Source organism: Rhodobacter sp. CZR27 (assembly GCF_002407205.1).
Taxonomy (GTDB): domain Bacteria; phylum Pseudomonadota; class Alphaproteobacteria; order Rhodobacterales; family Rhodobacteraceae; genus Cereibacter_A.
The window spans coordinates 542,101-566,562 of the sequence record NZ_CP023549.1 but is presented as its reverse complement, the minus strand read 5'-3'; the positions used below and the strand labels follow the sequence as shown (position 1 = coordinate 566,562).

General features: G+C 69.3%; 23 protein-coding genes. 17 read left to right on the top strand and 6 right to left on the bottom strand.

Annotated features, from left to right (window positions below; all coding sequences use genetic code 11):
* The first annotated feature begins 60 nt into the window (after positions 1-60).
* Complete coding sequence (locus CK951_RS18710) at positions 61-756, top strand: hypothetical protein (RefSeq protein WP_232520744.1); 696 nt, start codon at positions 61-63, stop codon at positions 754-756.
* Here CK951_RS18710 and CK951_RS18705 read toward each other — a convergent pair.
* Positions 753-1,517, bottom strand: coding sequence for a helix-turn-helix domain-containing protein (locus CK951_RS18705; RefSeq protein WP_198402476.1), 765 nt, complete (start codon positions 1,515-1,517; stop codon positions 753-755). The two genes, CK951_RS18710 and CK951_RS18705, sit on opposite strands and share 4 nt — an antisense overlap.
* A 134-nt stretch (positions 1,518-1,651) precedes the next feature.
* On the opposite strand from CK951_RS18705, the gene CK951_RS18700 reads away from it, so the two are divergent.
* The gene (locus CK951_RS18700) at positions 1,652-2,797 is read left to right on the top strand and encodes an acyl-CoA dehydrogenase family protein (RefSeq protein WP_096787724.1); all 1,146 of its coding nucleotides are present in this window, start codon (positions 1,652-1,654) and stop codon (positions 2,795-2,797) included.
* A gap of 332 nt (positions 2,798-3,129) precedes the next feature.
* Here the strand turns inward: CK951_RS18700 and CK951_RS18695 are convergent, their stop codons facing one another.
* Entirely contained in the window at positions 3,130-3,333 is a 204-nt protein-coding gene (locus tag CK951_RS18695; RefSeq protein WP_096787723.1) for a hypothetical protein, read from the bottom strand.
* Positions 3,334-3,873: 540 nt separating this feature from the next.
* On the opposite strand from CK951_RS18695, the gene CK951_RS18685 reads away from it, so the two are divergent.
* The 7 genes from CK951_RS18685 (at position 3,874) to nhaD (ending at position 11,984) form a co-directional block, all read left to right on the top strand.
* Positions 3,874-4,398, top strand: a complete 525-nt coding sequence (locus CK951_RS18685) for a DUF2243 domain-containing protein (RefSeq protein ID WP_096787721.1) — start codon at positions 3,874-3,876, stop codon at positions 4,396-4,398.
* A 385-nt stretch (positions 4,399-4,783) separates the two neighbouring features.
* Complete coding sequence (locus CK951_RS18680; RefSeq protein ID WP_096787720.1) at positions 4,784-5,284, top strand: STAS/SEC14 domain-containing protein; 501 nt, start codon at positions 4,784-4,786, stop codon at positions 5,282-5,284.
* A 734-nt stretch (positions 5,285-6,018) separates the two neighbouring features.
* On the top strand, positions 6,019-6,327 hold the full coding sequence (locus tag CK951_RS18675) for a DUF485 domain-containing protein (RefSeq protein ID WP_096787719.1): 309 nt from the start codon (positions 6,019-6,021) through the stop codon (positions 6,325-6,327).
* Between the two features lie 41 nt (positions 6,328-6,368).
* Positions 6,369-8,060: a cation acetate symporter gene (locus tag CK951_RS18670; RefSeq protein WP_096787718.1), complete on the top strand. Its 1,692-nt coding sequence runs from the start codon at positions 6,369-6,371 to the stop codon at positions 8,058-8,060.
* A gap of 582 nt (positions 8,061-8,642) precedes the next feature.
* A complete protein-coding gene (locus tag CK951_RS18665; protein ID WP_096787717.1) occupies positions 8,643-9,404 on the top strand; it encodes a motility protein A in 762 nt (253 codons plus the stop codon).
* Positions 9,405-9,408: 4 nt separating this feature from the next.
* The gene (locus CK951_RS18660) at positions 9,409-10,533 is read left to right on the top strand and encodes an OmpA family protein (protein WP_096787716.1); all 1,125 of its coding nucleotides are present in this window, start codon (positions 9,409-9,411) and stop codon (positions 10,531-10,533) included.
* Positions 10,534-10,685: 152 nt separating this feature from the next.
* Positions 10,686-11,984, top strand: a complete 1,299-nt coding sequence (gene nhaD / locus CK951_RS18655) for a sodium:proton antiporter NhaD (RefSeq protein ID WP_096787715.1) — start codon at positions 10,686-10,688, stop codon at positions 11,982-11,984.
* A gap of 94 nt (positions 11,985-12,078) precedes the next feature.
* Here nhaD and CK951_RS21215 read toward each other — a convergent pair whose 3' ends face one another.
* On the bottom strand, positions 12,079-12,216 hold the full coding sequence (locus CK951_RS21215) for a hypothetical protein (protein WP_157764669.1): 138 nt from the start codon (positions 12,214-12,216) through the stop codon (positions 12,079-12,081).
* Positions 12,217-12,483: 267 nt separating this feature from the next.
* On the opposite strand from CK951_RS21215, the gene CK951_RS18650 reads away from it, so the two are divergent.
* From CK951_RS18650 to CK951_RS18635, 4 genes are all read left to right on the top strand, one after another.
* Positions 12,484-13,980: a rhamnulokinase family protein gene (locus tag CK951_RS18650; RefSeq protein ID WP_096787714.1), complete on the top strand. Its 1,497-nt coding sequence runs from the start codon at positions 12,484-12,486 to the stop codon at positions 13,978-13,980.
* Entirely contained in the window at positions 13,968-14,732 is a 765-nt protein-coding gene (locus tag CK951_RS18645; protein WP_096787713.1) for a DeoR/GlpR family DNA-binding transcription regulator, read from the top strand. Before CK951_RS18650 ends, CK951_RS18645 begins: the two co-directional genes overlap by 13 nt.
* An 88-nt stretch (positions 14,733-14,820) precedes the next feature.
* Positions 14,821-15,489 carry a class II aldolase/adducin family protein gene (locus tag CK951_RS18640; protein ID WP_096787712.1) on the top strand — a complete coding sequence of 223 codons (669 nt, stop codon included), beginning with the start codon at positions 14,821-14,823 and terminating at the stop codon, positions 15,487-15,489.
* A 49-nt stretch (positions 15,490-15,538) separates the two neighbouring features.
* A complete protein-coding gene (locus CK951_RS18635) occupies positions 15,539-16,312 on the top strand; it encodes an SDR family NAD(P)-dependent oxidoreductase (RefSeq protein ID WP_096787711.1) in 774 nt (257 codons plus the stop codon).
* 225 nt (positions 16,313-16,537) lie between these two features.
* Here the strand turns inward: CK951_RS18635 and CK951_RS18630 are convergent, their stop codons facing one another.
* Entirely contained in the window at positions 16,538-17,230 is a 693-nt protein-coding gene (locus tag CK951_RS18630; protein WP_198402475.1) for an arylesterase, read from the bottom strand.
* Here CK951_RS18630 and CK951_RS18625 point away from each other — a divergent pair.
* The 4 genes from CK951_RS18625 to chrA all read left to right on the top strand — a co-directional run bounded on the left by CK951_RS18625 (position 17,229) and on the right by chrA (position 22,689).
* Positions 17,229-17,918 carry an ABC transporter ATP-binding protein gene (locus tag CK951_RS18625; protein ID WP_096787710.1) on the top strand — a complete coding sequence of 230 codons (690 nt, stop codon included), beginning with the start codon at positions 17,229-17,231 and terminating at the stop codon, positions 17,916-17,918. The two genes, CK951_RS18630 and CK951_RS18625, sit on opposite strands and share 2 nt — an antisense overlap.
* The gene (locus CK951_RS18620) at positions 17,915-20,425 is read left to right on the top strand and encodes an ABC transporter permease (protein ID WP_096787709.1); all 2,511 of its coding nucleotides are present in this window, start codon (positions 17,915-17,917) and stop codon (positions 20,423-20,425) included. Before CK951_RS18625 ends, CK951_RS18620 begins: the two co-directional genes overlap by 4 nt.
* A gap of 67 nt (positions 20,426-20,492) precedes the next feature.
* Entirely contained in the window at positions 20,493-20,846 is a 354-nt protein-coding gene (locus CK951_RS18615; RefSeq protein ID WP_096787708.1) for a hypothetical protein, read from the top strand.
* A gap of 463 nt (positions 20,847-21,309) precedes the next feature.
* On the top strand, positions 21,310-22,689 hold the full coding sequence (chrA, locus tag CK951_RS18610) for a chromate efflux transporter (RefSeq protein WP_096787707.1): 1,380 nt from the start codon (positions 21,310-21,312) through the stop codon (positions 22,687-22,689).
* 158 nt (positions 22,690-22,847) lie between these two features.
* Here chrA and CK951_RS18605 read toward each other — a convergent pair whose 3' ends face one another.
* Entirely contained in the window at positions 22,848-23,327 is a 480-nt protein-coding gene (locus CK951_RS18605; RefSeq protein ID WP_096787706.1) for a VOC family protein, read from the bottom strand.
* A gap of 145 nt (positions 23,328-23,472) precedes the next feature.
* Complete coding sequence (locus CK951_RS18600; protein ID WP_096787705.1) at positions 23,473-23,880, bottom strand: OsmC family protein; 408 nt, start codon at positions 23,878-23,880, stop codon at positions 23,473-23,475.
* Positions 23,881-24,462: the final 582 nt, after the last annotated feature.

The window sequence follows — 24,462 nt, the reverse complement described above, 5'->3', positions numbered from 1 at the left end:
GCACGAGCCTGTAGCCTGCGCCCGAACCGTCCGAATGCGAGTGGTCCGATGTTGTCCTTGATGAAGGCTGTCCTGACGTTCATTGCCGCCCTTGCCTTCGGCGCCTCGCCGCTGGCCACGCAGGGCTTTCGCGGCTTCACGCCCTACCAGTTTCCCGTTCCCCAGGTCGATCCGCCGGTGCAGCCGGCAGGCTTTGCCTTCGCCATCTGGGGCGTGATCTACCTCTGGCTGATCCTGGGCGCCGGCTTTGGCGTGGTGCGCCGCGCCGACGACGAATCGTGGGACGAGATGCGCCTGCCCCTGATCGCCAGCATGGCGATCGGCGCCTTCTGGATCCCCGTGGCGAACGTCTCCCCGTTCTGGGCGACGGTGCTGATCTGGCTCATGCTGATCGGGGCGGCCGCAGCTCTGGTGCAGGCGGGAGCGGACGACTACTGGTGGCAGCGCGCGCCCATCGGGCTTTTCGCCGGGTGGCTGACGGCCGCCTCCTGCGTTTCGACCGGACTTCTGCTGGCGGGCTACGGGCTGGTGGAGGCCAACACGGCGGCCGTGGTGGCGCTGGGGCTCGCGCTCGCGGTCAGCCTCGGGATCCTGACGCTGCGGCGGGACACGCCCACCTATTCCGGCGCGGTGATCTGGGGCCTGTTCGGCATCTTCGCGACCAACGTCTGGCCGCCGAACTGGACGATCCTCGCCATCTGCGCGCTCGGGATCGCCTTCCTGTCGGGGCGCCTGCTGCTGGACCTGCGCCGCTAGCGCCCTGCCGGCCCCGCCGCCGCGGCGGGTCCCGCAGCGGGACCGCGTCGCCGCGGGTTGCGGGCCTCGTCCATCCCATCCGGATCAAGCGGCTTGGCGAAGACGCTGAGGCCGAGCCAGACCGGCATGCTCCGGGCAAGTGCAGGATTGCCGTCCACCTCGATGGTCCCGGCGGCGATCTCGGCCCGCAGGGTCGAATATCCCATCCACACCGCCGTCATCGTGGACAGCGGGCAGCGCACCCAGAGGTCGATCTCGTAGCCCGGGTCCACCCAGCACACCTCGGGCGTCCCGTCCTCGATCACCAGCCAGTAGTCGCGATGTGATTCGGGCAATTCGGGATAGACGAACTGGATCGTGGAGCGGCCGGCCGGAAACGGGCGGGCGTCGATCCGCCTGTGCATGTCCCACATCAGCAGCGTCGGATCGAGGTTGCGCAGCGACAGCGTCGATTCCATCCAGCGATAGCCCCAGGTACCCAGCCCCATCACCAGCGGCCGCAGCGCCTCGCCGGCCTCGGTCAGGACATAGTCGCTGATGCCGGGCTGCGCGGTCGGCTCGACCCGGATCACTCCCAGAAGCTCCAGCTCCTTCAGGCGCTTGGACAGCAGCGTGGGAGACATCCGCGGCACGCCGCGCCTGAGGTCGTTGAACCGGGTGGAGCCGCACAGAAGCTCGCGGATCACCAGCACGGTCCAGCGCGTGCAGACGACCTCGGCGGCCATGGAGATGGGACAGAACTGACCGTAGGAGGACGTCATCGCTGCCTCCGGGACGCAAGAGCCGCGGCAATGATGCGCCTTGACGCCGGGCGGGTCCAGTACAGTTCCGTGACTGGATCGATTCTCCCCTGCTGCGGATCATGTCCGCACCATCTTGAACGGGAGGAGCGAAGATGACCGTATTCGAACAGATCAGCGCACCGCGCGGCTACGTGGCAAGGGCGGAGGCGCTCGGCGAGATCTTCGCCGCGCGAGCCGCGGCCCTTGACGACACCGATGGCTTCGCGGCCGAGAACTTCCGCGACCTGAAGCAGGCGGGGCTGCTCGAGGCCGGAGTGCCGGCCGAACTCGGCGGCGGTGGCGCGGAGCCCGCAGAGCTTGCGCTGATGCTGCGCACGCTGGGGCGGCACTGCGGCTCCACCGCACTGGCGCTGGCGATGCACACGCATCAGGTGGCGATCCCGGCATGGCGCTGGCGCCATCAGGGTGCCACCGCGGTGGAGCCCCTTCTGAAGCGTGTCGCCGCCGAGCGGCTGGTCCTTGTGTCGACCGGCGGATCGGACTGGATCGCCGGGGGCGGAGAGGCAGTGGCCGTGGAGGGCGGATACCGCATCCGCGCGCGCAAGGTCTTCTGCTCTGCCGCGCCGGTGGGGGACCTGCTGATGACCGGCGCCATCCTGAAGGGCCGCGACGGGGCCCATGACGAGGTCCTGCATTTCGCGGTGCCGCTGTCATCGCCGCAGGTCCGCGTCCTCGACACCTGGCACACGCTCGGGATGCGCGCCTCGGGCTCGCATGACGTGATGATCGACGGCCATGTGGTGCCAGAGGCTGGGGTGGCGCTGCGCCGCCGGGCGGGCGCATGGCATCCCGCCTTCCAGATCATCGCGACGATCGCCCTGCCGCTGATCTATTCCGTCTATGCAGGCATCGCCGAGACTGCCCGCAACGACGCGATCGCGCTGGCGCGCCGGAAGTCCGCGCCCCAGGTCGCGCCGGTGGTCGGCCGGATGGATACCGAGCTCATGGGTGCCGAACTCGCTCTGGGCGGCATGCTTGCGGCGGTGGCGGAGAATGCGCCCTCGGCCGAGACAGTGAACCGGGTCATGATGGGCAGGAACCTCGTGGCCCGTCATGCGCTGGCCGTCGGGGATCTGGCGCTCGAGGCGGTCGGCGGGGCGGCCTTCTTCCGCAGCGCCGGGCTGGAGCGCCGCTTCCGCGACCTGCAGGGCGCGCGCTTCCATCCGATGCAGCCCGGGCCGCAGGCCGAATATGCCGGCCGCATGGCGCTGGGTCTGCCGGTGGACGAGGTGTTCTAGGCCGTTGGGGCCGGCGTCGCCCGGCCCCCGCATGGCTATGTAGGCCGGTCCCTGTCACCATCCGGCGGCCGGGGCCTGACGACAGCCGCCGCGCCGGTGACCGGAGTTCAAAGCGCTTTCAACGGGGCGCGGCACCTGATCGGGCGGCGAGGGTCCAGTGCCGGTTTCCAGCAGCGCAGTAATCCGCCCGGCGGGCGGCCGCCGGCATCGGGCATTTCCGTCCTGCGAGAGGCGGCGCACCGGGAAAAGGCTTCCCATCCTGTCCGCTGCGGTCATGCCGGATCGCAGGACCGCAGGATCGCAGGATCGCCGTATAGCAGGACGGCGCACCTTCAGCCGCGCCAGCGGGCAAGCATCTGACGCATCCCGAGCATCACCGACAGCAGCAGCATCCCCATTGCCGCACAGAGCAGGCCCCGCCAGACCATGTCCCCCCCGACCAGCGGCGCGGCACCGGACATCTCCCAGAGGGCGATGACGCCCAGGGCCTGGCCAATCACGTTGCGCCGGATGACACGGCAGGACCTGCAGGACATCTTGGCTCCTTTCGGATGGGGCACGGCGATACGGTCAGTCGGGCGCGCTCGATCCCGTTCGGGCGGGTCTTCCTGCATCCTTGCCGGGTGACGCGACGGCATCCGGGTCCCATTCGGCGCGAAGATCCCCAAGTCCAGCACCCTCATGTCCCACGCCCACAGCCTTGCCTTCGAATGCCGGTGGCTCCCATCGCCGCCAGAGGCGGGCGACGGTCGGAAGACCGGGCGGCGAAGGGATGGGCCGGCGATTGGTCCCGATGATCAGGGCGCCCGTCGTGGCGGCCATGCCGCCGATGAAGGCGATCGTCGTGGCGAGATGCATCAGGCCTCCCCTCTTCGTGACTAAAGGCGGTGCAGGAACCGTGCCAGTTCAGGACAGCCGCCGATCCGGCCTCCCCGCCCCGGCATTGCCCGGAACCCCGTGCGGTTCCGCAGGTTCCAAGCCTGCCCGTGGAGCGAGAGCCGGAGGCCGGCGCGGGCAGCCCTGCCGCCGCCGGACCCGCGGCAGGACAGCGGATCAAGCAGGAAGGTCTTCCACCCATGAGCCGAAAACCGTCGCCCGCGCCGACCCTCCGGTCACGGAGCGGGCCGCAGCCCGCAGCCTTTCCCCTGGCGGCGGGCATCCTGCTCGGCCTTGGGCTCGGCGGCTTCTTCGACGGCATCCTGCTGCACCAGATCCTGCAGTGGCACCACATGGCGACGAGCGCGGGCTACCCGGCCGACAGCCTCGGGAACCTGAGACTCAACACCACGCTCGACGGGCTCTTCCACCTCGGCACCTACCTCTTCACGCTGGGGGGCTTCGCGCTGCTCTGGCGGGCCGCGCGCAGAACGCATGTGCGCTGGGGTGTCCGACCTCTCGTCGCGACACTGCTGATGGGCTTCGGCCTCTTCAACGTGGTGGAGGGTCTGGTGAATCACCACATCCTCGGGCTGCACCACGTCAACGAGACCGTGCCGCGGGAGCAATGGATCTGGTGGGATCTGGGATTCCTTCTCTGGGGCGCTCTGATGCTGGGCGGTGGCTGGGCGCTCTGGCGACGCAGTCCCGAGAGCCGTCCCTGACGCGGGGCGCGCGGGGCTGGACAGGAACCCGGCCGCACTCCGCGCCGCGCCGCTGCACCGGCGTGCTGCCGCTTCCGGAGAGATGCGCCCCGGAAGCGCCGCAGCCGGAGGTGCGGGCACCGGATACCGGGATCGGCGCCCGGGGAGCGGTCGGTCCCCCACGCCTCCCCGCCTGGAACATTGGCCCCCACCCGCGGTTTGAGACCTGAACCAGACAGGAGGCCAGGCAGGATGTGCTCGCGCGTGAACAGGTTTCAGATCGATCTGCCGGCCCTGAGTGGTCGAACGCACATCCGCTGCACCCCGCGCGGGGCCATGCAGGACATCGGCCCGGCGTCGGCGACCGCCGTGATCAGCGCCGGGCCTCGCAGGGAGTCGCACTGACATGGCCCGCGCTGCAGGATCGCTCAGGTTGACCGGCCGAGGCGCGCTGCTTCTTGCCGCGGCCGGCGCCTGCCTCGCGGCGGCCGTCGTCCGTCATTACGGAACGCGGTCGGCCCCCGGCTCCATCGTCCCGTTTCCGACCGGACGCGCGAACTTCCTTGCCTTTACCGTCTCCGGGCGGATCGATCGCCGCGCCATCCACGGCATGGCAGCAACGCTCGACCGTGCCTTCGACACCGAGGAGGTGGTCGACGTGCTGGTGGACCTCCGCGACTATGGCGGGGCGACGGTGGGCGCGATGGCCGATCCGCTGTCGCTGATCGCCCAGATGCGATCGTTGCGGCATGTCCGGCGCTATGCGGTGGTCGGGCCGCCGGCCTGGGCTGGGGCGATGATCAACCTCATGGACCCGCTGCTGCCGGTCGAGGCCCGAACCTTCAGCCCCGAGGACATGCAGCGCGCGATGGCCTGGGCGCAGGCGGGAGAGGTTCCGCCGGCATGACGATCCGTGGCCGGGACGGCGATGCGCAGCTGTCCCGGGTCGCGGGAAACGCCGGACGATACGCCACCCGGCATGGCCGCCCTACCCGGCCACAACCTTTTGTCGCATCGCGACCCTGATCCGAAGGTCGTAGGAAGTATACAAGCCAGCGCGGGCCTCATGACCGGCGATGGCGAGGCCGCAGACCGGTTCAACCGGACTGCGGCCGTTTGCGTTCAGCGGGCCCGCTTTCGCGCGTCCGCAAGACACGCCCCCGGCCCGCAGCCGTCCCGGCTCCCCGCAAGCCCTTGAAGGCACGCGCCGACGCGCCCGGCCGGACCGGACCCTCCTGACGACAGAGAACCCGGACCTCACCCTCTTGAGCCGTGACTCTCGGTGCCCGGCCCGGCCATGCCGGTGCTTGCCGCCGGTCGGCCCCGCCGCTTGTCAACGAAATTTACAAACAAATGCATTGTCTGTAAAGCAACTTTCTGTCTTAGGTGCATAGTGCAGGTTCCGAATCCGTCGCGCAGAACGTCGGGGCGGCGGCCTGCTCAGGGGGAGAGGAACCGGATGAGGCGCGACAAGGGGACCGACGGGGGCACGCCACTGCGTGTGGCGGATCGTTGGGAAGCGCCGTCCATTCACCTCAAGAGATCCCCGGGGAACGATGACTGCACGGCTTCGTCCATCGCGGGCAGCTTCCCGAGTCGAGAGCGAAACGCGCACTTTAGGGTGGAAAAAGAGGATCTCAGATGGAATTGAACATGGTGGATCGGATCGCTGCCGATCCGAACTACAGGGCGCTGAAGGCGCGCAGGTCGCGTCTCGGCTGGTGGCTGACGGCAGCGATGATGGTCGTCTACTACGGCTTCATCTCGCTGATCGCCTTTGACAAGCAGGTGCTGGCGACCCGCATCGGCGACAGCGTGATCACCTGGGGCATCCCGGTCGGCTTCGGGGTGATCGTCTTCACCATCGTCGTCACCGCCTACTACGTGGTGAAGGCCAACAGCGAGTTCGACGAGCTGACCGAGCAGGTCCGCCGGGCGGTGCTGCGGTGAGCAGGTTGGCATCCTTCCCTGGGCTCGTCCCCGCAGCCGGCATGGCCGCACTGCTCGCCCTGCCGACGCTGGCGCTTGCCGCCGGCCCCGACATGGGCAACGTCGAGAAGCAGGCCACGAACTATACCGCCATCGGCATGTTCGCGATCTTCGTGCTCGCCACGCTCTTCATCACCAAGTGGGCGGCCTCCAAGACCAAGTCGGCGGCTGACTTCTACACCGGCGGCGGCGGCATCACCGGCTTCCAGAACGGCCTTGCCATCGCCGGCGACTACATGTCCGCCGCCTCGTTCCTCGGGATCTCGGCGGCGGTGATGGCCTCGGGCTTCGACGGGCTGATCTACTCCATCGGCTTCCTCGTCGGCTGGCCGATCCTCACCTTCCTCATGGCGGAGCGGCTGCGCAACCTCGGCCAGTTCACCTTCGCGGACGTGGCGGCCTTCCGCTTCGCCCAGACGCCGGTGCGGATGTTCGCCGCCGTCTCGACCCTCGTCGTCGTGGCCTTCTACCTGATCGCGCAGATGGTCGGCGCGGGCCAGCTCATCAAGCTGCTCTTCGGCCTCGAATACTGGATGGCCGTGGTCATCGTCGGCGGCCTCATGATGGTCTACGTGCTGTTCGGCGGCATGACGGCCACGACCTGGGTGCAGATCATCAAGGCCTGCCTGCTGCTGGGCGGCGCGACCTTCATGGCCGTCATGGTGATGGCGCAGTACGGCTTCAGCCTCGAGCGGTTCTTCGCCGCCGCGGTGGAGGTCAAGACCCAGCTCGCCACGCAGACACCGGATACCAGTCCAGAGGCAGCCGCGGCAGCCGGGCAGTCGATCATGGGGCCGGGCAAGTTCATCACCGACCCGATCTCGGCGATCTCGTTCGGCATGGCGCTGATGTTCGGCACCGCGGGCCTTCCGCACATCCTGATGCGCTTCTTCACCGTGCCGAGCGCGAAGGAAGCGCGCAAGTCGGTGATGTGGGCGACCACCTGGATCGGCTACTTCTACCTGCTGACCTTCATCATCGGCTTCGGCGCCATCACCTTCGTGCTGACCAACCCGGGCTTCGTCGACGAGACCGGCGCGCTGGTCGGCGGCAACAACATGGCCGCGATCCATCTGGCCAATGCCGTGGGTGGCAACCTGTTCCTCGGCTTCATCTCGGCCGTGGCCTTCGCGACCATCCTCGCGGTGGTGGCGGGCCTGACGCTGGCCGGTGCCTCGGCGGTGTCGCACGACATCTATGCGACGGTCGTCAAGAAGGGCAAGGCGGGCAGCGACGCCGAACTCAAGGTCTCGCGCTACACGGTGCTCGCACTCGGCGTGCTGGCGGTGGCGCTCGGCATCGTGTTCGAGAAGCAGAACATCGCCTTCATGGTGTCGCTGGCCTTCGCCATCGCGGCGTCGGCGAACTTCCCGGTGCTGTTCCTGTCGGTGCTCTGGAAGGGCTGCACGACGCGCGGCGTGGTCATCGGCGGCTTCATCGGCCTGATCGTGTCGGTGGTGCTGACGGTTCTGTCGCCGTCGGTCTGGGAAGCCACGCTGGGCTACGAGAAGGGGTCGGCTCCGTTCCCCTACACCTCGCCTGCGCTGTTCTCGATGACCGCGGGCTTCGTGGGGATCTGGCTGTTCTCGGTGCTCGACCGCAGCGTCCGCGGCAACGTGGACCGTGCCGGCTTCCTGGCCCAGCAGGTCCGGTCCGAGACCGGCATCGGCGCCGCCGCGGCCTCGGCCCACTGATCAAGACGCCTGCCGCGGTCGCCCGACCGCGGCAGGCACCCTGCCTTCGCCTGCCCTTCAGCAGGATTTCCCGCGTCGCGGCCGGCAGTCGTGCCCGAAAGCCGCAGGCGCCGAAAGCGACGGGACCACTGGAAGCGTCATCCGATCCGGCAATGTGGGTGATCACAGGATGGCCGCACGGCCCAGCGGGACACAGCAACATCGCCATCCGACCCGCCTGCGCGTCACGACGCTGCGCGGCGGCTTTTGCATTGGCGGCTTGTCGAAAGGCAGGATGAACCTCACGGCCCGCAAGGCCTGCGCCGGCCGGCAGAAGCCCCTTCCCCGCCGGGATCGCGGACAATCCATGTCCCGCAAGGGCGAACCCTCGCGCAGGCCGCGCCCGCAAGCGCGCACCACCCTCCGGCATCCGAAGGTCGTGGCAACCGGCCCTGCCGGAGCCGGGCCGCGTCCCGGCGGGGGTTGCCCCTGCCCGGACGAATACCCGCGATCCGTTCGCGCAAGGGCCGCATCCCGACGATGCGAGGCGGCCCGGCATGGCTCTTGCATATCCGGGCGGAAGTGAAACGGCGAGGTAGGCGCATGGAGATCGCAGCGATCGTTGGTCTGGCGGGTGCCATCGTCATGATCATCGGCTCGATGGTCTACGCCGGCGGGGTGATGCCCTTCGTGGACATCCCGTCGGTGATCATCGTCTTCGGCGGCACCTTCTTCGTGGTCCTCGCCATGAAGCCGCTTCCGGTATTCTTCGGTCACTTCCGGGCCATGGCCAAGGTGTTCAAGCCGACGCGCTTCGACACCGACGAGGTCATCTCCAGGATGGTCGAGCTTTCCAACATCGCCAAGAAGGACGGGGTGATGGCCCTCGAGGGCAAGCCCGTTCCCGATCCCTTCTTCGAGAAGGGCCTGCAGATCATCGTGGACGGCGGCGACGAGGCGAAGCTCGTCAAGCAGATGAAATACGAGATCAAGGCGATGAAGGCGCGCCACGAGGCCTACCAGGGCGCGATCAAGGCCTGGGTGGACATCGGCCCCGCGATGGGAATGGTCGGCACGCTCATCGGTCTGGTGCTGATGCTGGGCAACATGTCCGACCCGAAGTCGATCGGCCCGGCGATGGCGGTGGCGCTGCTCACCACGCTCTATGGCGCGCTGATCGCGAACGTGATCTTCGGCCCGATCCTGAACAAGCTCGAAGGCTATTCCGCGGACGAGGTGACCTATCGCGAGCTGGTCATCGAGGGGCTGCGGGGGATCGCGCGCGGCGAGAGCGCGCGCGTGATCGAGGACCAGATGATCTGCGCCCTGGACCGCAAGCAGCAGCTGAAGCGCAAGGCGGCGTGACGGGATGGCCGCGAAACCCAAGGTCGTCCGCTTCCAGCCGCCTGTCCCGGACGACGATGACGACGACCACGAGTGCCCGAAATGTCCCCCGGTCGGGGCGCCGGCCTGGCTGGCGACCTTTGCGGACATCGCGACCAACCTCATGGCGTTCTTCGTGCTGATCCTGGGCTTTGCCAAGTTCGACGAGCCGTCGTTCAGCAAGATGGCCGGGTCGATGCGCGAGACGTTCGGGTTCCAGAGGGTCCTTCAGGAGACCTCCGGCGATACGGTCATCGAGATCGGGCTTCCTCCGGCCGATCCGGACGGCGGCGAGCCCGATGAGAGATCGGACACGGGCGGTCCGAACGACTCCGGCAGCACGGCCTCCGCGCCGGGGAAGGAAGCGGCCGATCAGGTGGCTGCCGCGCTTGCGAAGGCGATGGAACAGGGCAGGATCGAGGTGCAGTCCGCCTCGGGCGGCGTGGTCATCAAGCTTCCCGAGGCGCAGGGCCCCCAGGCGGCGCAGGCGCTGGCCGGCGCCATCGCCAAGGCCGCGGGAATCGAGCTCGCCCCGGTCGAGGGGGACCCGGGCACCGAATCCGCGCCGGGCGCCAGCAAGCCGCTGGAAGGGCAGGCCACGGGAGCCGGAACCGAAAGCACCGGGTCGGGCGGCGACGAGGGCGCCGGACTGCGCAAGGCGGTGCGCGCCGAGATGGACTCGCTGGTCCTGAAGAACGCGCTCGAGGCCGAGATCGAGCAGGGCCTGATCAAGGTCGAGCATCTCGACGGCAAGGTGCTCGTGCGCGTCGGTGCGGGCGGCTCCTTCACCTCGGGCTCGGACGAGCTTTCCGGCGAGGCGCGGGCCGTGATGGCGACCATCGCGGCTTCGACGGATCGACCCGGCCGCAAGATCGTGATCACCGGCCATACCGACGACGTCCCGATCTCCGGCGGGGCCTTCCGGGACAACATGGCGCTGGCGGCCGCGCGCGCGGCCAGCGTGGGCCGGGAACTGGTGCAGAGCGGGGCCGTCAATGCCGACCAGATCACGGCGGTGAGCCGCGGCGAATCCGATCCGATCGCGGACAATGCGACCGAGGAGGGCCGCGCGCAGAACCGCCGGATCGAGATCGAGATCTCCTATGACTGACCGGACGCGCCAGGACGCGACGCGCGCCCCGGCCCCTGCAGCCCGAGGGGCCGCCGGCCGTCGCGGGCGGCCCGGCGCCCGCCCCGCCGCAGGCGCGAAGCCCTGCCTTCCGACCCCTTCTCCTTCCAGCCCCCGCGAAAGGCGCATCCTCCATGCTTGATCTGACCACCCATTGGGCGGGGATCCTCTCTGTCATCATCTTCCTGAGCGCCTACGTCCTCGTGGTGTTCGAGGAGGTCACCCATCTCCGCAAGTCCAAGCCCGTCATGCTGGCCGCCGGCCTGATCTGGATGCTCATCGGCATCGCCTACACCATGGCCGGCCACGGACACGAGACGCGCGAGTTCGCCGCCCACATCATCGAGGAATATGGCGAGCTGTTCCTGTTCCTTCTCGTCGCGATCACCTATGTGAACACGCTCGAGGAGCGGCGCGGCTTCCAGGTGCTGCGGGCGAAGCTGGTAGGGCTCGGCCTCGGCTACCGTGGCCTCTTCGTGCTGACGGGCGCGCTGGCCTTCGTGCTGTCGGGCATACTCGACAACCTGACGACGGCCCTCGTGATGGGCACCGTCATCCTCGCCCTCGGCTCCGAGTCGAAGCGGTTCGTGACGCTCGGCTGCATCTCGGTCGTGGTCGCGTCCAATGCGGGCGGCGCCTTCACGCCGTTTGGCGACATTACCACGCTGATGGTCTGGCAGAAGGGCAAGCTCGAGTTCCTCGACTTCTTCGCGATCTTCCTGCCCTCGCTGGTCAACTGGCTCGTGCCGGCCGGCATCATGTATTTCGCGGTGCCGCAGGGGCGCCCCACCCCGCAGCACGAGCGGGTCCGCGCCAAGCCCGGCACCCTCGGCGTGGCGGTCCTTTTCGCCCTGACCATCGTGACGGCCGTCAGCTTCAAGAACTTCCTGCACCTGCCTCCCGCGCTCGGCATGATGCTCGGCCTGGGCTACCTCCAGATCTGGGCCTATTTCCTCAAGCGCAACGGCGCCCGGCGAGCCGACGAGGACATGGTGCTCGACAGCTTCAGCCAGATCCAGCGGGTGGAGTGGGACACGCTGCTGTTCTTCTTCGGGATCATCTTCGCGGTCGGCGGGCTTGGGGTGATGGGTTATCTCGCGCTGGCATCGGAGCTGCTTTATGCCGATCTCGGCCCGACCTATGCCAACATCATCGTCGGCGCCCTTTCGGCCGTCGTCGACAACATCCCGCTGATGTTCGCCGTCCTGACGATGGACCCCGACATGTCGCATGGGCAATGGCTTCTCATCACGCTCACCTGCGGGGTCGGCGGCTCGATGCTCTCGATCGGCTCGGCCGCGGGCGTCGCACTGATGGGACAGGCGAAGGACGGCTACACCTTCCTGTCGCACCTGAGATGGACCTGGGCCATCGGCCTCGGATATGTGGCCGCGGTGGGAACGCATCTGCTCGTCAACGCGGCGACGTTCTGAGCGTCGGGACCCCATGTCCGTCGCCTCCTGCACCAGAACGGCCGTCCCGATCGCCACACCGATGGCGCCGGTATCGGGATGGCCGAACGCCGGCCTACGGAAATAGGCCGGGCGGCGTGAGGGCAATGGCCGCCGCACCCGCGCGGGCCGCCGCCGCGACCGCGGTCGGCGGCCCGCCTCTGGCCAGCGCCTGCCGCGGCGCGTCGAGCGCCTCGGTGCGGACCCCGGGCAAGACGTTCTCACGGTCGGCGGCTCGCGCGGACTAGCGCCGCCACCGACCCGTTGATCGAATATCCGGGCGACAGCTTCCCACCGCGTCGGTCACGGCTGCCGGGGCGCGAAGCGCTGCCCGCTGAAGCGGCAGGCCGCCCTTCCTCAGAATCCTCACCACTCCACATACACCCACAATTCCGGAATTCCGGCGACTGAAGTTCGTGGACAAGTCCAACGGATTGCGGAAGTCTCGGGCGAAGATCCTCGGCTCGGGAGATGCTAGCGAATGTCGGATGCCGCCGACCCTGCCCTGCCCCTCTGCTGCCTCGCCTTCGACTTCGGGGCGGGCAGCGGCCGGGCCATGCTGGCCACGCTGCGCAACGACTGGCTGGATCTCGAGGAGCTTCTACGCTTTCCCGGTCTGGAAACCGGGGGGCCGGAGGGTCCGCACTGGGACGCGCCAAGGCTGTTTTCGAACCTCGAGGCGGGATTGGCGGCCGCCGCGGCGCAGGCTGCGACGCGTGGGCTTCGCGTTGCCTCGATCGGCGTCGACGGCTGGGGGCTGGACTACGGGCTGGTCGGTCCCGAGGGGCGACTGCTGGCCGCGCCTGTGCATTATCGCCACCCGCGCTCGCAGCGGGGGCTGGACGCCTCGCCGCTTCCCCTTGACCGGATCGCGCGGATCACCGAGGGGCAGATCCTGGCCGGCAACACCCTCTTCCAACTGATCGCCGAGCGGTCGGACCGCCCGGACCTGCTGGGGCGGGCCGAACGGCTGCTGATGATCGCAGAGCTGGCGTCGCATCACCTGACCGGATGCGCCGTGAACGAACTGACGCTGGCGCGGACCTCGGGTCTGCACGACCGCCGGCTCGACCGCTGGAGCGACGAGATCCTTGACGCGACGGGCCTGCCGCGCCGGCTTTTCGGCCCCATCGCGCAACCGGGCAGTCTGCTGGGTCCGCTGCGGCCGGCCCTGGCCGCTGCAAGTGGCCTCGGTCCGGTGCCGGTGGTCACGGTCGCAGGGCACGACACGGCCAGCGCGGTCTATGCCCTTCCGCTCGGCCCGACCGAGGCGTTCATGATCGCTGGCAGCTGGAACGTCGTCGGCTTCGAATGCGCCGCGACCGCAGTGCCGGCGGAGGCGCTGACCGCGGGCTTCGGGGTCGAGGGCGGCGCCACTGGCCGGGCGCTGGTGACGCGGAGCCTGCCCGGCCTTCTGCTGATGCGCCGGCTTCAGGCAGGGCTTGCCTCCCCCGGCGGCGCCCGGCCGGATTTTCCAAGCATGGCGGCCGCCGCGAGGGCGGCGCTTGAGAAAGGACTTCCGGTGGCGCTGGACCCGTCTGACCCTGCCCTTCTGGCATCGGCGGACATGCAAGCGGCCGCCTTCGGGCAGATGCAGGCAGCGGGCCACACACCCGCGGGCACGGACGCGGAGCTGATCCTTGCGCTCTATCTCGGGCTGGTCGAGCAGGCCGCCGCCGCGCTCGGCACCGCGGCACGGCTGGCCGGCGAGCCATGGCGCGCCTTGCGGTTGGGCGGCGGCGGCGCGCAGGACGGCTTCCTGTGCAGCCTGCTGGCCAGCCGTCTCGGCGTGCCGGTGCTTGCCGGTCCCGTCGAGGCCAGCGCCGCCGGCAATGCGCTGTTCCAGCTCATCGGGCTGGGCCGCGTGGATTCGCTGCCGAACGCCCGGCGGTTCATTGCAAATTCCGGCATGACACGGGAATATCCGCCCGACGCCGATCTGGAACGACTGCTGAAAGGGGCGCCATGCTCGCCATAGAACGCCAGCGCCTGATCCTCGAAAGCCTCGACCGGGACAAGCGCGTGCTCGTCTCGGAACTCAGCACGCAGTTCAGCGTGTCCGAGGAAACGATCCGGCGCGACCTTCAGAAGCTCGAGCGCGAAGGCCGTGTCGCGCGGGCACATGGCGGCGCGATCCCGTCCAGCCGGGACGAGCCCGAAGACCTGCCCTATCCGACCCGGCAGGTCACCAATATCCAACAGAAACGGAAGATCGCCGCCCTCGCGGCCGAACTGGTCACCGACGGCGCCGCGGTGATGATCGATTCATCCTCCACCGCCTTCGAGTTGCTCACCCCCCTTGCCCGGCGCCGCGACCTGACGGTGATCACCAATTCGGTGCGCATCCTTGCCAGCCCGCTGGCCGAGCGCCACGTCGTGATCTCGGCCGGGGGCGAGCTCAGGCACCGGTCTATGACCCTTGCCGGCCACATGGCGATCGAGGCGATCGGGCGCTTCACGGCCGATATCGCCTTCATCAGCTGCAAGGCGCTGTCCCTGCGGCAAGGCGTGATGGATCCGAGCCTTCCCGATGCCGACATGAAGCGCGCCTTCATTGCCCATGCCCGCCGCGTCTGCCTGCTGGCGGATGGCGACAAGTTCGACCAGACCGGGCTGATCAGCGTCTGCGACCTCGATGCGATCGACCTGCTCGTCACCGATCGCAAACCCTCCGACGCATGGATGGCCGAGACCAGTGCGCGGGGTGTCACGCTGATCCACGGCAAGTGATATATGTCCGCTTCTGTTGTTTTCGATGGTTATATGTTGACTAGTTTCCGATTGCCTGCTTTGCTCGGGCAAAAGGGGACGCCGGGACATGGAACATCGCGAGCTGAGGGACTTCATCTGCGAGATCGGCAGACGGGCCTACAACCGGGGCATGGGGGCGGCCAATGACGGCAACATCTCGTGCCTGCTGGATGACGGCACCGTGCTCTGCACGCCGACGGGCGTGTCCAAGGGCTTCATGACGCCCGACATGATCTGCCGCATCGACCGCCGAGGAGAGGTCGTGGAGGACAGCCCCTATCGCCCCTCGACCGAGATGAAGATGCACCTGTGCGTCTATGACCACCGCGAGGACGTGCGCGCCGTGGTCCATGCCCATCCGCTTCATGCGACGGTCCATGCGATCTGCGGCAAGCCGCTGACCCAGCAGATCATGCCGGAATCGACGATGTTCCTTGGAGAGGTGCCGCTGACGCCCTACGGTCTGCCCTCGACCAGCGAACTCTGCGACGCCATCATTCCCGCGCTGGAACGGCACGACGCCATCCTGCTCGAGAACCACGGCGCGCTGAGCTACGGCCACGACCTCCAGAGCGCCTATTTCAAGATGGAGGCGCTCGACTACTACGCGAAGGTGGTCTTCCTCGCAGCCGGCTACGGCGGCGCGAGGGAGTTCGATGCCGGGCAGATCGAGAAGCTGCTGGAGGTGCGCCGCACCAGGTTCAACCAGCCGGGGCGCCATCCGTTCATCAGCTGATTCCGGCAGGGTTCAGGCGATCTGCCAGGCAAGGGAGGGGGGACTCATCATGTTTGCCGACAAGTTCAGGCTCGACGGCCGCGTGGCCGTGGTGACCGGGGGCGGCCAGGGCATCGGCCTGAGCTGCGTTCAGGCGCTGGCCGAGTTCGGGGCAAGGGTCGTGATCGCCGACATCTCGATGGAGATCGGCCGAAAGGGGCAGGACAGGATGCGCGAGCTTGGCCACGAGGTCGATCTGCGCCAGCTCGATGTCACCTGCTCCGAGGATGTCGAGGCGCTCGCCCGCGAACTGGTGGCGACCTACGGCAAGGTCGACATCCTTGTCGCCAATGCGGGCATCGCACGATCGGGCGTCGCGGCCGAGGACGTGACGGACGAGCACTGGCTGGCCGTGAACGACGTCAACTACAACGGCGTCTTCTGGTGCAATCGCGCCTTCGCCCGCGATATGCTGGCCCGCGGCAGCGGCGCGATCGTCAACATCGGCTCGATGTCGGGCATCATCTCGAACCGGCCGCAGAAGCAGACCTACTACAACGCGGCGAAGGCGGCGGTGCACCAGATGACCTCGTCGCTGGGTGCCGAATGGGCCGACCGTGGCGTGCGGGTGAACGCGGTCGCCCCGACCTACATCGAGACCGAGATGACCATGTATCGCCACGACAACGACGGGATGATCGACGTCTGGCTGCGTGACACGCCGATGCACCGCATGGGCAGGCCCGACGAGATCGCCTCGGTCGTGCATTTCCTGGCATGCGACGCCTCGAGCCTGATGACCGGCACCACCGTCGTGGCCGACGCCGGCTTCACCTGCTGGTAGGACCGACCCGATCCGTTCAGGGGGCGGGCCGACCTCATCGGGACTCGTCCCGTGCTCCTGTCGGCGCCCGGCTCAGGGTGCTTCACTGCCGCGCTGGACCCGGAAGTCGATCCGCACGGGGAATGCCGGGCGCGCGACGAGGGGCGGGCATCGGCTCGGCCGGTGTCAGTCCCGTGCCCGCACGACGAGGCGGAATGATCGAGCAGGCATCCGCATCAACCGAGGTCAGTCCCGCGCCCGCTCGACGAGGGCCTTCACCCGCGGACCGATCGCTTCGACGATCAATGCGACGCCCTCGGCGCTGGGGTGGATGCCGTCGGGCTGCATGTAGCGCTGGCGCGCGTCGGCCTCGTCGAGGCGCGCGGTCAGAGGCGCGAAGAAGCTGCGCTCGAGATCGGCCTGAAACTGCCGGGCGAGGTCGGGATAGATCGCGTCGAAGGCCTGCTTGTAGTCGGGTCCGTAGTTTCCCGGCGCCTCGAGCCCGACGAGCAGCACCGGCATGTCGCGGGCGCGGGCCTCCTCGAGGATGGCCTGCAGGTTCGCGCGGCTCATCGCCGGGTCGAGACCACGCAGCAGGTCGTTGCCGCCGAGGTTCACGATCATGGCATCGACCTCGGGCGTCAGGCTCCAGTTCAGGCGGGCGAGGCCGCCGGCGGTGGTGTCGCCCGAGACGCCCGCGTTCACCACCTCGACCTCCTCGCCATGCGATTCAAGCCAGTGTTCGAGCTGTGGCACGAAGCCCTCGCCCTCCGGCAGGCCGTAGCCTGCGGTCAGGCTGTCGCCGAGCGCCAGGACAGTGACCGCCGGGCCGGGTTCCGCGGCGGCGGCCGTGGCCGAGAACACGAGGGCGAGCGAGACGTTGCGCAGCGCGCGGATCGCGCCATATCGGGGGCTGTGGCTGGAAAAGGCAAGGTGCATGAGCGAGACCATCCTGGCGCTGAACGATGCGCGGCTGACGTTGGCAGGCAATGCGGGTCCGGTCGAGATCCTCAAGGGGATCACGCTCGAGGTCCGGCGCGGCGAGACGCTGGGGCTCGTGGGGCCGTCGGGATCGGGCAAATCCTCGCTCCTGATGCTGATGGGCGGGCTGGAACGCGCCACCGGAGGGTCCGTCACCGCGCTTGGCCATGACCTGACCGAGATGGACGAGGATCAGCTTGCCCGGTTCCGCCGGGGGAATATGGGCGTGGTGTTCCAGTCTTTCCACCTCATCCCCACGATGACCGCGCTGGAAAACGTCGCGGTGCCGCTGGAACTGGCGGGCGTTGCCGATGCCTTCGACCGCGCCGAGGCGGAGCTGCGCGCTGTGGGTCTGGGCAAGCGGGTGGACCACTACCCCGCGCAGATGTCGGGCGGCGAGCAGCAGCGCGTGGCCCTGGCCCGAGCGGCCGCGCCGCGCCCGGCGATCCTTCTGGCCGATGAGCCGACCGGCAACCTCGACGGGGTGAACGGGGCGGCGATCATGGACCTGCTGTTCGGTCTGCGCGACCGGCACGGCGCAACGCTCGTGCTGGTCACCCATGCGCCGGAGCTTGCGGCGCGCTGCGACCGGATCGTGCGGCTGGCCGATGGCCTCGTCGCCGGCGAGGAGCGGAAGGCGGCATGAGCATCGCGGCGCGGATTGCGCGGCGCGAGCTGCGCGGGGGCCTGCAGGGCTTCCGGGTCTTCCTTGCCTGCCTCGCGCTCGGGGTGGCGGCGATTGCGGCCGTGGGCCTCGTGCGGGCGGCGATCGAGGCCGGGCTGACCGAACAGGGCGCGGTGCTGCTGGGCGGCGATGCGCAGATGGAGCTGACCTATCGCAAGGCCACGCCGGACGAACGGGCGTGGATGGAGGCCCGCGCAAGCCGGGTTTCCGAGGTGGTCGAGTTCCGCTCGATGGCCGTGGTGGGCGAGGAACGCGCGCTGACCCAGGTGAAGGCGGTCGATGACCTCTACCCGCTGCTGGGAGAGCTGGTGATCGACCCGCCCTTCCCGCTGGCAGATGTTCTGGAGGGCGGCAGCGGCCTGCCCGGCGCGGTGATGGACAGGGTTCTGGCCGACCGGCTGGGGCTGGCGGTGGGCGAAAGCTTCCGGCTCGGTACGCAGTCCTTCCGCCTCGGCGCGGTGCTCGACCGCGAGCCGGACAGTGCCACGGGTGGCTTCTCGCTCGCACCGCGGACGCTGGTTCTGACAGCGGATCTGGCGCGGTCCGGCCTGCTGGGACCGGGGACGCTTTACGAGACCGAATACCGGCTCGACCTGCCCGAGGGCACCGATCTCGCGGCCGCGCAGGCCGAGGCGGAGGCCGCCTTCCGCGACAAGGGCATGCGCTGGTCCGACAGCCGGCGCGCAAGCCCGGGGGTGGAGCGGTTCGTGGACCGCACCGGCTCGTTCCTCGTGCTCGTGGGGCTTGCAGGCCTTGCCGTCGGCGGGGTCGGGATCTCGGCCGCCGTCCGCGCCTATCTGGAGGGCAAGATCGCCACCATCGCCACGCTGCGCACGCTGGGCGCCGAGGGGCGGACGATCTTCCTTGCCTATCTGATCCAGATCGGCGTGCTGACGGCGCTTGGCGTAACGGTCGGGTTGGGGATCGGCATCCTGCTGCCGCTGGCGGCCTCGCCCTTCATCGTGGCCTCGCTGCCATTTCCGATCACCTTCGGCCTTTACCCCGGGCCGCTGGCGGAGGCCGCGTTCTACGGCATCGTGACGGCGCTTCTCTTCACCCTCTGGCCGCTTGCGCGGACGGAAGGCGTGCGCGCGGCGGCGCTTTACCGCGGCGCGGGAGGCGAGGCCCGGCCGCGCTGGCAGTGGCTTCTGGCGCTTGCCGGCCTTGCGGCGCTGCTGGTGGGCGGCGCGGTGGCCTTCTCGGGCACGGCGCTGCTTGCGCTCGGGACGGCGGGAGGCATTGCCGGCGCGCTGGCGGTGCTGCTGCTTGCGGCGCTTGCGCTGCGCCGCGTGGCGCGCCGGGCGGCGCGCTCGGGTCTGGCGCGCGGGCGGACGGCGCTGCGCCTCGCGCTCGGCGCGATCGGCGGGCCGCGGGAAGAGGCGGTGTCGGTCGTGCTGTCGCTTGGCCTTGGCCTCTCGGTGTTGGCGGCGGTGGGGCAGATCGACGCGAACCTTCGCGCCGCGATCGACCGCGACCTGCCGGAGCGCGCGCCGTCCTATTTCTTCGTGGACATCCAGCAGGACCAGATCGACGGCTTCCTGCGCCGCGTGCAGGAGGATGCCGCGGTCAGCCGCGTCGAGGCCGCGCCGATGCTGCGCGGCGTGCTGACCCGGATCAACGGGCGTCCCGCGCGCGAGGTGGCGGGCGAGCACTGGGTGGTGCGCGGTGACCGCGGCATCTCCTACGCCGCGACGCCGCCCGAGAGCGGCCGGGTGGTCGCCGGCAGCTTCTGGCCGGCCGATTATCAGGGGCCGGCGCAGGTCTCCTTCGCCGCCGAGGAAGCCGAGGAGATCGGCCTGAAGCTGGGTGACCGGCTGACGGTGAACATCCTCGGGCGCGACATCGAGGCCGAGATTACCTCGTTCCGCGAGGTCGATTTCTCCTCGGCCGGGATGGGCTTTGTCATGGTGATGAATCCCTCGGCCCTGCAGGGCGCGCCGCACACGTTCATCGCCACTGTCTATGCCGAACCCGAGGCCGAGGCCGCGATCCTGCGCGACCTTGCCAGCGCCTTCCCCAACATCACCGCAATCCGGGTGCGGGACGCCATCGACCGGGTGACCGAGGCGCTTTCGGCCATCGCCACCGCAACGGCCTGGGCCGCTGCGGCCACCCTCGTCACGGGCTTCATCGTGCTGATCGGGGCCGCGGCGGCGGGCGAGCGCGGGCGGATCTACGAGGCGGCGGTCCTGAAGACGCTGGGCGCAACTCGGGGCCGCATCCTCGCGAGCTTCGCGCTGCGCTCGGCCCTGCTGGGGGCTGCGGCGGGGCTCGTGGCGATCCTGGCGGGCGGGCTTGCCGGATGGGCCGTGATGACCTTCGTCATGGACAGCGACTTCCGGTTCGAGCCGGTTTCGGCCCTTGCCATCGTGGCGGGCGGCATCCTGGCCACGCTGCTTGCCGGCATGGTCTTCGCGCTTCGGCCGCTGCGTGCGCGACCGGCGCAGGTTCTTCGCGCGCAGGAGTGACGATGGCGGGAACCTGACGCCGCCTCGGCCCGTTAACAAGTGTTTCCTTGGGGGGAGACTAGGGGTGATGGTCAGGATGAAAGACAAGAGCGTTGATCTGACACCGCCGCCAGAGGTGGCCTCGGTGGCCGAACGCGGGCTGGAACTTCGGCGGAAGTACAAGCGTGGCGGGACGAATGTCGGCGTGGCCCGGGCACGGGACCTCAAGGGCCGGAAGTCGCTCTCGCCGCAGACGATCAAGCGGATGGTGAACTTCTTCGACCGGCAGGAGGTCCACAAGCAGGACGAGAATTTCGGCAACGAGGACGATCCGTCGCCGGAATACGTGGGGTGGCTGCTGTGGGGTGGCGATCCCGGGCGCCGCTGGGCCCAGCAGAAGAAGGACGAGCTGACGGAATCCGCCAGCCGGCCGAAGAACTGAACGACGGCCAGGCCTATGGCCTCTGGACATCCGCGGTGGGTGCCGGTCATCTCTCGGAAGGCCTACAGGACCTGCGCCGTGTGAACAGACCTGCGCCGTGTGAACAGCCGCGCCACGGTCACCGCGAATGCGTGGCCGCGGGACGCGGCCGGCAGGGATTGACGGGGCGTCGCGGGACCGCCCATCATCCGCTGGAGAATGCGACCTCCGACGAGGGCCAGCCCAGGATCGCCTTCCATCAACCTCGACTGCAGGGTAATCGCGCCATGGCCTTCCGTTCGTCTTCCGCCACCGGCGTGCTTCGGCGGCCACTTGCGCAGGCCGGCCGTTCGGCCCGCCCCGGCAGGCGGGAGGGTCGGCGTCACGGGGCAGGAAAACCCCGGGTTGCCGGAGACGTCGGGCCGCGGGCGGAGGCTCGCCTTCCCTGCCGCCACGTCCCGGCTCGACCCGCGGCTACCGCGGCATGAAGCACGAGCTTCCCTCCCGGTCTGGCGGCTATCCCGGCCTTGCCGAGGCCACGCGCGTCTGGGCGCGGATCGCACTCCTGTCCTTCGGCGGCCCCGCGGGGCAGATTGCGGTCATGCACCGGATCCTGGTCGAGGAGAAGCGCTGGCTGGGCGACGGGCGGTTCCTGCACGCGCTCAACTTCTGCATGCTGCTGCCGGGACCAGAGGCGCAGCAGCTTGCCACCTACATCGGCTGGCTGCTGCACCGCACCCGCGGCGGCCTCATCGCAGGGGCACTCTTCGTTCTGCCGGGGCTGCTCGCCATCATGGCGCTCAGCATCATCTACGCACTCTATGGCAACGCGGGGCCGGTGGCCGGGCTGTTCTTCGGCCTCAAGGCGGCGGTGCTTGCCATTGTCCTGCAGGCGGTGGTGCGGATCGGCAGCCGGGCGCTGCGCAACAATGTCCTGAGGGGCCTTGCCGCCCTGTCCTTCATCGGCATCTTCGCCTTCGGTGTCCCCTTCCCCCTGATCGTGCTCGCTGCGGCGGCGGCAGGCTGGCTTGGCGCGCGGGTTGGGCTGGCGGCCTTCCGGTCAAGCGGAGGCCACGGCTCGGCCGGCACCCATGTGGAGGATCGCGACACGCTGCTGGGCGCGGAACTCGATGCGATCCCCGCCGATGCACGCCGGGGCGCGCTGCGCGCGGGAAGCGTCTGCCTCGCGCTGTGGCTGCTGCCGGTAGCCGCCCTCTGGCTCGTGGCGCCGCAGAGCGTGTTTGCCGACATCGCGATCTTCTTCAGCCAGATGGCGGTGGTGACCTTCGGCGGGGCCTATGCGGTCCTCGCCTATGTCGCGCAGGAGGCGGTGGGCACCTACGGCTGGCTCGGTCCCGGCGAGATGCTGGACGGGCTGGGCATGGCCGAGACCACGCCGGGCCCGCTGATCATGGTGACGCAGTTCGTGGGCTTTCTGGGCGCCTTCCGCGATCCCGGAAGCCTGCCGCCGCTTCTTGCCGCAGTCCTCGGCGGGCTGCTGACCACCTGGGTCACCTTCGCGCCCTGCTTCGCCTGGATCTTTCTCGGAGCGCCCTGGATGGAGCGGCTGCGCAGCAACCATGCGCTCTCGGGCGCGCTGACCGCGGTGACCGCGTCCGTCGTGGGGGTGATCCTGAACCTCGCGCTCTGGTTCGGCCTGCATGTGCTGTTTTCCGAGGCGCGCCGGCTGACGGCCGGGCCGCTGAGTGTCGAGCTTCCGGTCCCGGGCTCGCTTGACCCCGTGGCGGCGCTGCTGGCTCTGGCGGCGCTGGTGGCGGTGTTTCGCCTGCGGCTCGGGACGATGACGGTCCTTGCCGCGGCGGGCGGGGCGGGCATCGTGCTGCATCTTCTTGGCCTGCGCTGAGGTCGGCCGCGGGAACCGGCCGACGTGCCGAAGGCCTCAGCCGCCGGGCGCGGCCCCTGGCTTCGGGACGCGATCGCAGGGTGGATACGCCATGCATCCCGAAGCAGGATGCCCGCCCGGGCGGCGGCAGGCGCAGGGCCGTCCGGCATGTGCCATCCTCAGCCCCGACGCGCGGCTTCTATTGCGGCCACGTCGATCTTTCGCATCGTCATCATCGCATCGAAGGCACGCCGTGCCTCGTCGCCACCCGCCGCCAGCGCCTCGGTCAGCACCCGCGGCGTGATCTGCCACGAGATGCCCCAGCGGTCCTTGCACCAGCCGCAGGCGCTCTCCTGCCCGCCGTTGCCGACGATGGCGTTCCAGTAGCGGTCGGTCTCCTCCTGATCGTCCGTGGCGATCTGGAACGAGAAGGCCTCGCTGTGGCGGAAGGTCGGCCCGCCGTTCAGCCCGAGGCACGGGATACCGGCGACCGTGAACGCCACGGTGAGCACGTCGCCCTTCCGGCCCGACGGATAATCGCCCGGAGCGTGAAGGATCGCACCCACCGAACTGTCCGGGAAGGTCTCGGCGTAGAAGCGGGCGGCAAGCTCGGCCTCCTTCTCGAACCAGAGGCAGATCGTGTTCCTGGCCGTCGTCATGTCCTGTCCTTTCTCCTGCCGCGCCACCCTCGCCCCGGCCCTGCCGGGACCCACATCCCTGCCGCCGCAGGCGCGGGCAGAGGAGTCATGATTGTCATGCCGGCCGGGCGTTGCTTCCAGTCGGTCCTCCGCGCGACAGTGCTGGTCAGGCCCCCAGCCGCTCGAAGACGATGGGGAAGGCCGCCAGAAGCGAGTGGGCGATGGTGCTGCTGTCGCGCGCCTCCTCGAACACGCGCTCGGCCGCGTCGCCCTCCAGAGCCACGGCGATGTGGGCCCGCACGATCCGCGGCGGCTCTCCCGCCAGATCGACCCATGCCTCGACACGTCGGACGCTGACAGTCGCGCCGAGCGCCTCGGACACGTGATGCAGGTCGTTCCAGAAGCACCCTCCCAGCGAGGCTGCCAGCAACTCGGCACCGTTGAAGCCCAGCCCCTCGCCCCCCGCGACGCCGGGGGGACGGTCGGCAATCACCGTCCGTCCCGCGGACGTCCGTCCGAGGCCGGCCTGCGTCCCCGCAATGGACGAATAGCTGACGGAGATCTTGCGGCTCATCACGGACCTCGATCCGACCCGGCACAGGATCACGGCGGCATCTGCCGGCGCGCGGCCGACCCGCCAAGCTTCCCGCGAAAGGCCGATCCGGTCAACCCTTCGTCCGGATCGTCCCCGAGAGCGCGGCCCGCCGGTGCTCGGCTGGATCCCGTGACGGCTCCGGGCTCGGCCGGTGGCTTGCGAGGTCCGTCCAGCGCAGGTCGGTCCTGACGCGATCAGCGGAACCGCGCCTTGTTCCCTTCTCGGACACAATGCATTTGCGATCTGGCGGCGAATCGCATCTTCTCGAAAGGATCCGGACGCCGGCGGCATCATCCGGGCGATTGCAGGCCGCCTGCTCCGGTCCCGGGATGTTTCGCGTATCCTCGTCAGGGGGCGGCTTGTATGGCCAGGTCAGGGAAGCCAGGATCGAGACGGCGCGGCTTCGCCCCGCTGGGGCCGCGGCGGGGCATCCCGAGCGACGGCGCGGGCAGCGCCGGCGGCAAGACCGTCAAGGCCGTCGTTCCCCCGGAGGCATGCATCGTCGGACGCTCCACGCCCCGGGAGGGCATTCGGATCGGCCTGATTGGCAGCAAAAGCACG

What these genes read in the sequence shown, in the direction of transcription:
- CK951_RS18650 (WP_096787714.1), top strand. Translation starts at nt 12,484, where the DNA reads ATGTCGGATGCCGCCGACCCTGCCCTGCCCCTCTGCTGCCTCGCCTTC.
- chrA (WP_096787707.1), top strand. Translation starts at nt 21,310, where the DNA reads ATGAAGCACGAGCTTCCCTCCCGGTCTGGCGGCTATCCCGGCCTTGCC.
- CK951_RS18700 (WP_096787724.1), top strand. Translation starts at nt 1,652, where the DNA reads ATGACCGTATTCGAACAGATCAGCGCACCGCGCGGCTACGTGGCAAGG.
- CK951_RS18635 (WP_096787711.1), top strand. Translation starts at nt 15,539, where the DNA reads ATGTTTGCCGACAAGTTCAGGCTCGACGGCCGCGTGGCCGTGGTGACC.
- CK951_RS18675 (WP_096787719.1), top strand. Translation starts at nt 6,019, where the DNA reads ATGGAATTGAACATGGTGGATCGGATCGCTGCCGATCCGAACTACAGG.
- CK951_RS18620 (WP_096787709.1), top strand. Translation starts at nt 17,915, where the DNA reads ATGAGCATCGCGGCGCGGATTGCGCGGCGCGAGCTGCGCGGGGGCCTG.
- CK951_RS18665 (WP_096787717.1), top strand. Translation starts at nt 8,643, where the DNA reads ATGGAGATCGCAGCGATCGTTGGTCTGGCGGGTGCCATCGTCATGATC.
- CK951_RS18600 (WP_096787705.1), bottom strand. Translation starts at nt 23,880, where the DNA reads ATGAGCCGCAAGATCTCCGTCAGCTATTCGTCCATTGCGGGGACGCAG.
- CK951_RS18710 (WP_232520744.1), top strand. Translation starts at nt 61, where the DNA reads ATGAAGGCTGTCCTGACGTTCATTGCCGCCCTTGCCTTCGGCGCCTCG.
- CK951_RS18640 (WP_096787712.1), top strand. Translation starts at nt 14,821, where the DNA reads ATGGAACATCGCGAGCTGAGGGACTTCATCTGCGAGATCGGCAGACGG.
- CK951_RS18605 (WP_096787706.1), bottom strand. Translation starts at nt 23,327, where the DNA reads ATGACGACGGCCAGGAACACGATCTGCCTCTGGTTCGAGAAGGAGGCC.
- CK951_RS18685 (WP_096787721.1), top strand. Translation starts at nt 3,874, where the DNA reads ATGAGCCGAAAACCGTCGCCCGCGCCGACCCTCCGGTCACGGAGCGGG.
- nhaD (WP_096787715.1), top strand. Translation starts at nt 10,686, where the DNA reads ATGCTTGATCTGACCACCCATTGGGCGGGGATCCTCTCTGTCATCATC.
- CK951_RS18645 (WP_096787713.1), top strand. Translation starts at nt 13,968, where the DNA reads ATGCTCGCCATAGAACGCCAGCGCCTGATCCTCGAAAGCCTCGACCGG.
- CK951_RS18705 (WP_198402476.1), bottom strand. Translation starts at nt 1,517, where the DNA reads ATGACGTCCTCCTACGGTCAGTTCTGTCCCATCTCCATGGCCGCCGAG.
- CK951_RS18615 (WP_096787708.1), top strand. Translation starts at nt 20,493, where the DNA reads ATGGTCAGGATGAAAGACAAGAGCGTTGATCTGACACCGCCGCCAGAG.
- CK951_RS18625 (WP_096787710.1), top strand. Translation starts at nt 17,229, where the DNA reads ATGAGCGAGACCATCCTGGCGCTGAACGATGCGCGGCTGACGTTGGCA.
- CK951_RS18660 (WP_096787716.1), top strand. Translation starts at nt 9,409, where the DNA reads ATGGCCGCGAAACCCAAGGTCGTCCGCTTCCAGCCGCCTGTCCCGGAC.
- CK951_RS18670 (WP_096787718.1), top strand. Translation starts at nt 6,369, where the DNA reads ATGGCCGCACTGCTCGCCCTGCCGACGCTGGCGCTTGCCGCCGGCCCC.
- CK951_RS18695 (WP_096787723.1), bottom strand. Translation starts at nt 3,333, where the DNA reads ATGTCCTGCAGGTCCTGCCGTGTCATCCGGCGCAACGTGATTGGCCAG.
- CK951_RS18680 (WP_096787720.1), top strand. Translation starts at nt 4,784, where the DNA reads ATGGCCCGCGCTGCAGGATCGCTCAGGTTGACCGGCCGAGGCGCGCTG.
- CK951_RS18630 (WP_198402475.1), bottom strand. Translation starts at nt 17,230, where the DNA reads ATGCACCTTGCCTTTTCCAGCCACAGCCCCCGATATGGCGCGATCCGC.